9 protein-coding genes, 2 rRNA genes and 2 other annotated features are annotated in these 10,985 nt (G+C 44.0%); of the genes, 10 read left to right on the top strand and 1 reads right to left on the bottom strand.

What is annotated here, in order from left to right; all coding sequences use genetic code 11:
• Window positions 1–26 precede the first annotated feature (26 nt).
• Window positions 27–139 (top strand) — a sequence feature (16S ribosomal RNA rRNA prediction is too short).
• 4 nt (window positions 140–143) lie between these two features.
• Window positions 144–792 (top strand) — a sequence feature (16S ribosomal RNA rRNA prediction is too short).
• A 365-nt stretch (window positions 793–1,157) separates the two neighbouring features.
• Together MED121_RS23290 and rrf are read left to right on the top strand one after the other, a co-directional pair.
• Window positions 1,158–4,045, top strand: a 23S ribosomal RNA gene (locus tag MED121_RS23290).
• Between the two features lie 191 nt (window positions 4,046–4,236).
• Window positions 4,237–4,351, top strand: a 5S ribosomal RNA gene (rrf, locus tag MED121_RS23285).
• Window positions 4,352–4,461: 110 nt separating this feature from the next.
• Here rrf and MED121_RS23280 read toward each other — a convergent pair.
• Window positions 4,462–5,576, bottom strand: a protein-coding gene (locus MED121_RS23280) for an IS3 family transposase (RefSeq protein WP_085987748.1) whose coding sequence is annotated in 2 segments (ribosomal slippage) — window positions 4,462–5,324 and window positions 5,324–5,576 — 1,116 coding nt in all. Because the reading frame shifts where the segments join, the coding sequence is not laid out codon by codon here.
• Window positions 5,577–5,754: 178 nt separating this feature from the next.
• On the opposite strand from MED121_RS23280, the gene MED121_RS23270 reads away from it, so the two are divergent.
• The 8 genes from MED121_RS23270 to MED121_RS23230 all read left to right on the top strand — a co-directional run bounded on the left by MED121_RS23270 (window position 5,755) and on the right by MED121_RS23230 (window position 10,954).
• Window positions 5,755–6,516, top strand: a complete 762-nt coding sequence (locus tag MED121_RS23270) for a hypothetical protein (RefSeq protein ID WP_009836301.1) — start codon at window positions 5,755–5,757, stop codon at window positions 6,514–6,516.
• An 80-nt stretch (window positions 6,517–6,596) separates the two neighbouring features.
• Window positions 6,597–7,535, top strand: coding sequence for an AEC family transporter (locus MED121_RS23265; protein WP_036181818.1), 939 nt, complete (start codon window positions 6,597–6,599; stop codon window positions 7,533–7,535).
• Between the two features lie 129 nt (window positions 7,536–7,664).
• Entirely contained in the window at window positions 7,665–8,126 is a 462-nt protein-coding gene (locus MED121_RS23260; protein WP_009836299.1) for an SRPBCC family protein, read from the top strand.
• Window positions 8,127–8,196: 70 nt separating this feature from the next.
• Window positions 8,197–8,577, top strand: a complete 381-nt coding sequence (locus tag MED121_RS23255; RefSeq protein WP_009836298.1) for a hypothetical protein — start codon at window positions 8,197–8,199, stop codon at window positions 8,575–8,577.
• Window positions 8,578–9,066: 489 nt separating this feature from the next.
• A complete protein-coding gene (locus tag MED121_RS23245) occupies window positions 9,067–9,540 on the top strand; it encodes a GrpB family protein (protein ID WP_009836295.1) in 474 nt (157 codons plus the stop codon).
• Window positions 9,541–9,612: 72 nt separating this feature from the next.
• On the top strand, window positions 9,613–10,194 hold the full coding sequence (locus MED121_RS23240) for a GNAT family N-acetyltransferase (RefSeq protein WP_009836294.1): 582 nt from the start codon (window positions 9,613–9,615) through the stop codon (window positions 10,192–10,194).
• A 17-nt stretch (window positions 10,195–10,211) separates the two neighbouring features.
• Window positions 10,212–10,394, top strand: coding sequence for a hypothetical protein (locus MED121_RS23235; protein ID WP_036181815.1), 183 nt, complete (start codon window positions 10,212–10,214; stop codon window positions 10,392–10,394).
• 95 nt (window positions 10,395–10,489) lie between these two features.
• Window positions 10,490–10,954, top strand: a complete 465-nt coding sequence (locus MED121_RS23230; RefSeq protein ID WP_009836292.1) for a GNAT family N-acetyltransferase — start codon at window positions 10,490–10,492, stop codon at window positions 10,952–10,954.
• Window positions 10,955–10,985: the final 31 nt, after the last annotated feature.

Below are 10,985 nucleotides of genomic sequence, written 5' to 3'. Positions count from 1 at the left end.
CTGGATTGATACTGACACTGAGGTGCGAAAGCGTGGGGAGCAAACAGGATTAGATACCCTGGTAGTCCACGCCGTAAACGATGTCTACTAGCCGTTGGGTTGTAATGACTTAGTGGCGAAGCTAACGCGATAAGTAGACCGCCTGGGGAGTACGGCCGCAAGGTTAAAACTCAAATGAATTGACGGGGGCCCGCACAAGCGGTGGAGCATGTGGTTTAATTCGAAGCAACGCGAAGAACCTTACCTACTCTTGACATCCATAGAATTTAGCAGAGATGCTTAAGTGCCTTCGGGAACTATGAGACAGGTGCTGCATGGCTGTCGTCAGCTCGTGTTGTGAAATGTTGGGTTAAGTCCCGTAACGAGCGCAACCCTTGTCCTTATTTGCCAGCGAGTAATGTCGGGAACTTTAAGGAGACTGCCGGTGACAAACCGGAGGAAGGTGGGGACGACGTCAAGTCATCATGGCCCTTACGAGTAGGGCTACACACGTGCTACAATGGCGCATACAGAGGGCTGCGAACTTGCGAGAGTAAGCGAATCCCATAAAGTGCGTCGTAGTCCGGATTGGAGTCTGCAACTCGACTCCATGAAGTCGGAATCGCTAGTAATCGTGAATCAGAATGTCACGGTGAATACGTTCCCGGGCCTTGTACACACCGCCCGTCACACCATGGGAGTTGATTGCTCCAGAAGTAGCTAGCTTAACCCTTCGGGGAGGGCGGTTACCACGGAGTGGTCAATGACTGGGGTGAAGTCGTAACAAGGTAGCCCTAGGGGAACCTGGGGCTGGATCACCTCCTTAAACGATATGAAGCTCTGGTGAGTGTTCACACAAATTATCTGATGTAACCTTTTTTAAGACAGACTTTTTTAAGTCGAAGCAGAAAACGCTAAGCAAGTTGCTGTTCAATCATTAGATTGAAATAACAGTGCCTGACTTAGCGCTTTGCGCTAATTGCTCTTTAACAATTTAACTTTTTGAATAGATCGAAATAACAACACTCTCGTGTATTTATATACGTTAGTTTGTTATTTCAAAGACGATAATCAAGCGTCAAACCGGTGGAAACACTCTTTAACCTAGAGTGATTTTCAAATCGTAAATCCAACGAGACACAAAAGCTCGTTGGTATATAGACCCTTTTGGGTTATATGGTCAAGTGACCAAGCGTGCACGGTGGATGCCTTGGCAGTCAGAGGCGATGAAGGACGTGGTAATCTGCGAAAAGCTCGGGGGAGTTGATAAACAAGCGTTAATCCCGAGATGTCCGAATGGGGAAACCCACCCGCTTGCGGGTATCGTATGGTGAATACATAGCCATACGAGGCGAACCCGGGGAACTGAAACATCTAAGTACCCGGAGGAAAAGAAATCAACCGAGATTCCCTAAGTAGCGGCGAGCGAACGGGGATTAGCCCTTAAGTTAGATTGGTGTTAGTAGAAGGCTCTGGAAAGTGCCGCCGTAGAGAGTGAAAGCCTCGTATACGAAAATGCCCTTTTAATGAAAACGAGTAGGACGGGACACGTGGTATCCTGTCTGAATATGGGGGGACCATCCTCCAAGGCTAAATACTCCTGACTGACCGATAGTGAACCAGTACCGTGAGGGAAAGGCGAAAAGAACCCCTGTGAGGGGAGTGAAATAGATCCTGAAACCGTGTACGTACAAGCAGTGGGAGCGGACTTGTTCCGTGACTGCGTACCTTTTGTATAATGGGTCAACGACTTATTTTCAGTAGCAAGGTTAATCGAATAGAGGAGCCGTAGGGAAACCGAGTCTTAATAGGGCGTATAGTTGCTGGGAATAGACCCGAAACCGGGCGATCTATCCATGGGCAGGTTGAAGGTTGGGTAACACTAACTGGAGGACCGAACCCACGTATGTTGAAAAATGCGGGGATGACTTGTGGATAGGAGTGAAAGGCTAATCAAGCTCGGAGATAGCTGGTTCTCCTCGAAAGCTATTTAGGTAGCGCCTCGTATCTCACCATTGGGGGTAGAGCACTGTTTGGGCTAGGGGGTCATCCCGACTTACCAACCCCATGCAAACTCCGAATACCAATGAGTGCAATTACGGGAGACACACGGCGGGTGCTAACGTCCGTCGTGGAAAGGGAAACAACCCAGACCGTCAGCTAAGGTCCCAAAGTTACAGTTAAGTGGGAAACGATGTGGGAAGGCTTAGACAGCTAGGAGGTTGGCTTAGAAGCAGCCATCCTTTAAAGAAAGCGTAATAGCTCACTAGTCGAGTCGGCCTGCGCGGAAGATATAACGGGGCTAAACTGTACACCGAAGCTACGGATGCTTAGTTTACTAGGCATGGTAGAGGAGCGTTCTGTAAGCCGTTGAAGGTCAAGCTGTAAGGCAGGCTGGAGGTATCAGAAGTGCGAATGTTGACATGAGTAACGATAAGGGGAGTGAAAAACTCCCCCGCCGGAAGACCAAGGTTTCCTGTCCCATGTTAATCAGGGCAGGGTGAGTCGGCCCCTAAGGCGAGGCAGAAATGCGTAGTCGATGGGAAACAGGTTAATATTCCTGTACTTGCATATATTGCGATGGAGAGACGGAGAAGGCTAGGCCAGCACAGCGATGGTTGTCTGTGTTTAAGGCGGTAGGCTGGTGACTTAGGTAAATCCGGGTTGCCTTTAAGGCCGAGAACTGATGACGAGCCCTCTTTTGGGTGAAGTGGTTGATGCCATGCTTCCAGGAAAAACTTCTAAGCTTCAGATATATGGGAACCGTACCCCAAACCGACACAGGTGGTCAGGTAGAGAATACCAAGGCGCTTGAGAGAACTCTGGTGAAGGAACTAGGCAAAATGGTACCGTAACTTCGGGAGAAGGTACGCCGATTTTGGTGATGGCACTTGCTGCTTAAGCTGAGATTGGTCGAAGATACCAGGTGGCTGCGACTGTTTATTAAAAACACAGCACTCTGCAAACACGAAAGTGGACGTATAGGGTGTGACGCCTGCCCGGTGCTTGAAGGTTAATTGATGGGGTTAGCTTAGGCGAAGCTCTTGATCGAAGCCCAAGTAAACGGCGGCCGTAACTATAACGGTCCTAAGGTAGCGAAATTCCTTGTCGGGTAAGTTCCGACCTGCACGAATGGCGTAACGATGGCCACACTGTCTCCACCAGAGACTCAGTGAAATTGAAATCGCAGTGAAGATGCTGTGTATCCGCGGCTAGACGGAAGACCCCGTGAACCTTTACTATAGCTTCACAGTGAACTTTGAGCCTACTTGTGTAGGATAGGTGGGAGGCTTTGAAACCCGGACGCTAGTTCGGGTGGAGCCACTCTTGAAATACCACCCTGGTATGTTTGAGGTTCTAACTCAGGTCCCTAATCGGGATCGAGGACACTGTGTGGTGGGTAGTTTGACTGGGGCGGTCTCCTCCCAAAGAGTAACGGAGGAGCACGAAGGTGTGCTCAGCATGGTCGGAAATCATGCGAAGAGTGTAAAGGCAAAAGCGCGCTTAACTGCGAGACAGACACGTCGAGCAGGTACGAAAGTAGGTCTTAGTGATCCGGTGGTTCTGTATGGAAGGGCCATCGCTCAACGGATAAAAGGTACTCCGGGGATAACAGGCTGATACCGCCCAAGAGTTCACATCGACGGCGGTGTTTGGCACCTCGATGTCGGCTCATCACATCCTGGGGCTGAAGCCGGTCCCAAGGGTATGGCTGTTCGCCATTTAAAGTGGTACGCGAGCTGGGTTTAGAACGTCGTGAGACAGTTCGGTCCCTATCTGCCGTGGACGTTTGAGATTTGAGAGGAGCTGCTCCTAGTACGAGAGGACCGGAGTGGACGAACCTCTGGTGTTCCGGTTGTCACGCCAGTGGCATTGCCGGGTAGCTACGTTCGGACGGGATAACCGCTGAAAGCATCTAAGCGGGAAGCCTCCCTCAAGATGAGATCTCACTGGAACTTTAAGTTCCCTAAAGAGCCGTTGAAGACTACGACGTTGATAGGCAGGGTGTGTAAGTGCTGTGAGGCATTGAGCTAACCTGTACTAATTGCTCGTGAGGCTTGACCATATAACGCCAAAATGGTTTAGCGTTATATTACGATAAAGCGGGTTTGAGGCTTGGTTATCGTTAACTTCTCTAACAAAGAGAAGGCTATTCAAAAAGTATTGTTAAAGCTTCTTTTAATAAGAAGAGCCAAATTCGAGTATGAATGAGCCGTCTAAAGAGACATTAAGACTTAAACATCTCAAACAGAATTTCTTGATAATCATAGAGTCGTTGAACCACCTGATCCCATCCCGAACTCAGAAGTGAAAAGTGACATCGCCGATGGTAGTGTGGGAGTTCCCATGTGAGAGTAGGTCGTTATCAAGATTAAAATATAAAAAGCCTGATCTATGATCAGGTTTTTTTTTGCCTAAAATTTACTTGGTAAAAGGTTGAGATAACAAGGCATCGCCGATGGTAGGGTAATCCCCCCATTTTTAATGGAGTTCAGGTGTAGACTTTAAAGTTTGCGTTAAACGCCTTTTTTGTATCGGTGTAATGCCACCAATGCCCATGTTAGGTCGCTCGTTATTGTAAGTCCATAACCAGTGCGTTGCTTTATCTTGAAGCGCTTTAATATCTTCGTACAAGTAATGACTCAGCCAATCATATCTCACTGTACGGTTAAATCGCTCTATATAAGCGTTTTGCTGTGGTTTGCCAGGTTGGATAAAACTGAGCTCAATGCTGTTTTCTTGTGCCCAACTTGCCAGCTTCTCACTGATATACTCAGGGCCATTATCACACCGTATCGCTTTAGGTTTACCTCGCCACTCAATAATCTGATTGAGTGCGCGTATAACACGTTCTGCTGGTAAGGATAGGTCCGCATCAATAGTTAACCCTTCTCGATTAAAGTCATCAATCACGTTAAACAAACGGCAACGTCGACCATCTGAGAGTTGATCATGCATAAAATCCATTGACCAACATTCATTGATTTGTTCTGGCACCGCTAAGGGTTCAGGCTTTTCACGGACTAAGCGTTTATGAGGTTTGATGCGCATGTTGAGCTGTAGCTCACGATAAATACGGTAAACACGCTTATGGTTCCATGGATAACCACAGACATTTCTGAAGTAGAGAAAACATAGCCCAAAGCCCCAGTTACGCTGATTTTGAGTCAGCCCGATTAATTGCTCAACAATCAACTGATTCTCATCATTAAGTTTAGGCTGATAACGGTAGCAGGTCTCGCTGATCTTAAACGTCCGACAGGCAGATGCAATACTGAGGTGATAAGTCACCACAGCCTGTTTGGCCATCGGCTTGCGGTCAGCGGCCTTCACCACTTTTTTGCCATGGCTTCCTGTATGATCTCTGCCTTGAGTTTTTCTTCGGCATACATCTTTTTAAGACGACGGTTTTCTTCTTCGAGTTCTTTCATTCGAGTGATTAAAGAGGCATCCATACCACCGTACTTGGCTCGCCACTTATAAAAGGTCGAATTACCAATGCCATGCTCGCGACACAGCTCCGCCACGGGCACTCCTGCCTCGGCTTGGTTTAAGATGCCCATGATTTGACTGTCTGAATAGGTTTTATTTTTCATCGTGATCTCCTAGTAATTAGCTTATTAGAAAACTCTACGACTGACCTCTATTATTTTTCGGGGGGATTACCATCATGAAAAAAGCAAATTCCCTATATAAAGAAGCGACCGTTCAACAGATGGTTATAATCGTGGCTGCGCACGCAATAACCCTTAATTGTTAGTTGCTCGGAGAGTCATGAATAACACTATACGATATGGAAATCTGCTATTAAAGCTTTCTCCTGAAACTGAAGTGTTTAGCCGAGTAGAGAAGGATGAAATTATTACCCTCTTCGATAAGGATGGGAGACAAGTAACTCCAGATTATGTTGAAGTTGGTCTTGGTTACGAAAAGGGAAATGGTAAACATAAGGTAACTTCTCGGGTGCGCTCAAATTCTGAATTGATTTCGACTAATTTGAATGTACTTTTATCTAGGTATGATTTGTTGTATGCAATCGATACCAATAAAAAGAGAATTGATGGCATTGACTACTGTGTTTCTTGCCGAATGGCCATACACATGGAACGTCGTGGTCCCCAGCAATGGTTTTTAACTAATACACGCTTGCCTTCATTTATTTTCACAAATCCGACGGTGCACGAAGAGTTGATTGGTTGGAGTCAGTTCATTGAGCAAGAGAATATGTGTAGTAACCCTAAGTCTATTGGCATCGTAACTGATCATAATTTTGGTTATATGCCCTCATATAATCTTCGGGAAAAGAAAATACTTGATGATCAGTATTTGCCCAGTAATGTGGAGCTGTTGTATGCAAGCGCAGAGCGTGACCTTACTAGTCCACTTAATAAAGCAATTAAGCAGTGCGATGCTGATTCTAACTTTCTCCTCAAACAGATAGTGAGCAGGAAAATGAACATGGCGGGGCTAGCTGATTCCGATTCACTTTATTTTGATAATTCAGGGCACTTAAGCCCGAAAAATAAAAGCAACTAACAAGCGCATGCTTAGGACTCCAGACGCTTTGCGGCTTCCATCTAAGATGCGGGCGTTAGATTATATCGGGAGAGCTTCACGTGATTATTGTCGAAATAATGCTCCCTATTATACTTATATCTTTGTTCGGATATGTAATCGCTAGAAAACACATACTTAGCCCGCAGCAATGTGATGCTGTATCTCGGTGTACATTTTATATTTTCATTCCATCATTGTTGTTTTTGTCATCCGCAACTGCTGAATTTTCAAGCCCTTTTAATTGGTTATTTTTTATTTCTTATTACCTTGGGGTAGTTTTGGTATTTATCGCGTCCTGCCTTTTTAGTCGAGTGTACTTAGGTATGTCACAAAATGATCAAGGGGCATTTGCTGTTGCTTGCTCATACTCGAATACAACTATTGTTGGCATACCGGTATGTTTATACGTCGTTGGTGAGAAAGCAATTACGCCATTGTTTATTTTAATCTCTGTCCATACATTATTGGTCTTCACTATGGGGTTGCTGGTATCAGAATGGTCAAGCAATAAGGCTAGAACTATTTATGTACAGATATCATTTTTACTTAAATCATTGGTTTTTAATCCCATAATAGTAAGCCTACTCTTGGGAAGTGCTGTAAATATTTCTGGGATTAGCCTTAACTTACATGTTGAGAGCACTTTAGGCTTTATCAGTCAGGCTGCACTCCCTTTGTCACTCTTTGTACTTGGTAGTTCGCTAAATCAATACGGCCTATATCGCATTGATTTTTCGACAATGGCACTGGTAGTTTTCAAATTAATGATTCTTCCATTGGCTGTTTGGTGGCTAAGCTTCGACGTATTTAGTGTGGATATCATGTGGGCTTCAGTTGCGTTATTAATCTCGGCTATGCCTGTAGGTATAAACGCGTATTTCTTTTCGGCTCAGCATGCGAAAAACAAAGATGTGATTGGTTCTAGTATCCTTATATCAACCCTGTTGAGTATTGTTACTTTAAGTTTGGCTATTCAGTACGTACATCTTATCATCTAATAAGGCGTTTAAGAGCGATTCCTTATGCTTGCCGGTTTCGCTTCGCTTACAGTATGACAAGCGTGCGTTACGCCTTAACGCGGCGTTATGCGTCCAGTAAATTCCATGCTCAATGTTTGGAGTCGTTAAATGGAAATTAGTAATCCAGTAGTAGAATCTCAGATGCTTATCCGGCGGCCTATAGCTGAATGTTTCGAAGCATTTGTAAACCCGGAAATCACTACAAAGTTTTGGTTCACGAAAAGCAGTGGTCGTCTCGAACTTGGTAAGAAAGTTCGCTGGGATTGGGGAATGTCTGGCGTTGGTGATTCTCTCACGGTCAAAGAGCGAGAAGAAAACCATCGCATATTGATTGAGTGGGATTCAGACCCGACCACCGTTGAATGGATCTTCGAGCCTATCGGGGAAGACGCCACATTAGTCAAAATATCTAACTGGGACTTTCCAGGAAGTTGCGACAAGGTATTACCTCAAGCGGTTGATGCTAAGGGTGGCTATACAATGGTTCTTGCTGGCATGAAAGCGTGGCTTGAGCATGGCATCGAACTCAACTTGATTCGAGACCAATTTCCAAAGGGATGCTCAGCATGAATTATACGCATAACAATCTCAGGCAAGGCGATGCCAAAAAGCAGCGCGCTTGCTGCGGGTTTTATGCGCTATGAATAAATTAATTACCATTATCATACTTGGCTTAATTAGTACCTTTGCTCAAGCTGAATGTACTACTAAGCAGAATGAGCAAGCGATCCCATTATCCATTGAATACACTTCAGCCGGAGATAAAGCTGGAGGGAGTCACGGACATATGGATAAAGTAGTTATTAAAACTCCGTTGATAATAGAAGGGTTTGCGTTATCTGGTATGGGAATAACTGAAGGTGAAGTAGCTAATTTCTGGATACCTCTAGCCTATAAAGTAGTTGATTCAATTGCTCGTACAGAAATTAGCGGTTACCAAGAAGAAATTAGAAATTTCGAGGTCGCCGTATATTACACTAGCGATAATTGTCAAAAATCAATACAGCGCTTACTTCGATAAATGCATAACAAGGCGCTCAAGCTTTGGGCGTTTCATGCCGCCCCTGCTGGCTGGCGTTCAATGTCTTAAAGGAATCGAATATTGGGCTCTGTCAGTTATTGGAAAAGACTTTCGGAAGATGAAAAAGACTGAATCTAAAAGATATTCGGGAAAATTCGTTAGAGCAGTACAAAAGTCAGGTGCTTGTGATGGGGGTCGCTTTACTCTGATGTGTCCCATTTAATTTCAGTATGGTCTGTATTTCATGGTAAAGGATGGATCGACTGAAGCCTTTGTTGAAGTCACTTTATCGAGTAAGAAAGTTATTGTGGCCTTGCAAGCAGATTTTGGCCAAAATTATGGTTGCTAATATACATTTAATTAGCCTGCGCAGCAGCGCCTAATTCGTTAGTTGCACAGCCACAAGCGGCTGATGCTTTAAAAGAGTGGGTTAGTCGACAAAATTCAATGCTTACTCTATTTATACCCGAAAATAGTACTCGAAAAGTTATGAAATTTTATACAGCAAATCAATATCAAGCGTCTTGTGAGGCGCTTTTTCTTATCTATAAAGACAAGGTAAAAGCCTTGCTTCCCGATGCTAGGGTTGAGCACATCGGTGCATCTTCAATCCCTCTGGCTGTGTCTAAAGGTGATCTAGATATCTTTATTGGAGTCGAGTTGGGGCACTTTGAAGTATCGATGCAGCGACTTAAGGTATTAGGATTTCAAGAAAAAAAGAATACGTTGAGAACCCCTGAGCTCTGTATGTTGGAGTCGATCTCAACAGAGGATGTGGCGCTTCAAGTGGTCGCTAATGGATCTGAGTTTGAATGCTTCTTGCAATTTCGAAATGCCTTACGTGCTAATATGGCTCTTGTGAAGCAATACAATGAACTTAAAATGTCTTGTGAAGGGTTATCTCAAGACGCATACCGAGAAAAGAAGTCTGCTTTTGTTGAGTGGGTTTTGGCTCAAAGGTAATAGATAAGGTGCTCACTTCGCTAAGTTATCGCTTGTCTAAATATCATTTCACTTTAAGCATAAAAGGATCTTATGTTTCGTTTTAGAAAGGCATCTATAGAAGATGCACCTCAAATTGCGTTAACTCATGTCACTGCTTGGTCTGAAACATATCAGGGTTTAATGCCGGACGTTTATATTCAAACTTATACCTTAAAGCGCCGTGAGGCTCTGTGGTGTAAAGTTATTTCTGAAAATTTGGCTGAGGTTTTGGTTGCGGAAGTTATTTTTAACGAATCTAACATTGAGGAGGAGTCCAGATTAGCGGGTTTTTTAAGTTATGAAAAAGCTAAAGGTCGAGAAAGTGATTTTCAAGACAATTTTAGTTTATCTTCCTTATATGTGTTGTCTGAGTATCAAGGTTTAGGTGTCGGTCGTGGTCTTTATCGAACTTTTGAAGATGCGCTATTGGTAGATGTTGGAAGTGCCTCCACATGCATTCATTTATGGGTGCTCGACTCTAATTTTAGAGCGTTAAGTTTTTATATGTATTTGGGTTTTAATGAAACGGGGAAGCAGCTAAAAGAAGAGGTGCAGGGTACGTGTTTAATTGATCTTGAGATGGTTAAAACTTTGCTACCTCAAAAGGAAGTTTGTGAAAACTATGGGCCTTGATATTAGGACGCTCTTCATTGGATATCGTACTCAATTTGAAGTTTATTGTTACTAAAGTGCCTGATGAGGTTTTTCCGCTCTCTTTATCTGATGATATGTTTTCTCTTGCAATGAATGAAAGAGTGGCGGCTAACTTTTTATTTCATATGAGAAGAGGTGACTTGATCGCAGGTTCCTTAGAGCTAATGGTATTGTTTTAAGTAAGGGGGATTATGATGCTCTTCATTCTTACCCTAAAGGTTTTAGGTTTGTACGTACTTATTTATGTAATGAATATAAATAGAAAGGTGATGAAATGGAGTTCATATTACTTGCGGATGATCCTTTGGCCTATAAAGAAGTGGCTGGTTGGTACTTTGAACAGTGGTTATCGAATGTGCCAGATATGACAGTTGGGAGAGTTGAGTCAAAGCTGGCGACTTATACGAATCGAGATAAAGCGCCTTTTCTAATGTTGGCAAAGTTAGATGGAGAGTTAATTGGTGCAGCCGAACTGAAAATTCGTGAAATGGACATTTACCCTGATTACGAATATTGGGTAGGGGGTGTTTATGTTAAAAGCTCAGCAAGAGGTAAAGGTGTTGCCGCAGGCTTAGTTCAAGAGGTTATTAGCCAGGCAAAAACGTTTGGTATAAAAAGGCTTTACTTGCAGACGGAAAAGCTCGATGGGGGCATCTATTCGAAAGTTGGGTTTAGCCTTATCGAACAAGTAGATTATAAGGGGCATTATGTGTCAGTGATGCAGGCGGATTTAACCTAATTATGGCTTATCATATCTTTAAATTGATATA

The organism is Marinomonas sp. MED121 (assembly GCF_000153025.1).
Lineage (GTDB): Bacteria > Pseudomonadota > Gammaproteobacteria > Pseudomonadales > Marinomonadaceae > Marinomonas.
The sequence above is the reverse complement of the archived record's forward strand: the minus strand, read 5'-3'. Positions and strand labels throughout refer to the sequence as shown.

What these genes read in the sequence shown, in the direction of transcription:
- MED121_RS23270 (WP_009836301.1), top strand. Translation starts at nt 5,755, where the DNA reads ATGAATAACACTATACGATATGGAAATCTGCTATTAAAGCTTTCTCCT.
- MED121_RS23260 (WP_009836299.1), top strand. Translation starts at nt 7,665, where the DNA reads ATGGAAATTAGTAATCCAGTAGTAGAATCTCAGATGCTTATCCGGCGG.
- MED121_RS23255 (WP_009836298.1), top strand. Translation starts at nt 8,197, where the DNA reads ATGAATAAATTAATTACCATTATCATACTTGGCTTAATTAGTACCTTT.
- MED121_RS23245 (WP_009836295.1), top strand. Translation starts at nt 9,067, where the DNA reads ATGAAATTTTATACAGCAAATCAATATCAAGCGTCTTGTGAGGCGCTT.
- MED121_RS23240 (WP_009836294.1), top strand. Translation starts at nt 9,613, where the DNA reads ATGTTTCGTTTTAGAAAGGCATCTATAGAAGATGCACCTCAAATTGCG.
- MED121_RS23230 (WP_009836292.1), top strand. Translation starts at nt 10,490, where the DNA reads ATGGAGTTCATATTACTTGCGGATGATCCTTTGGCCTATAAAGAAGTG.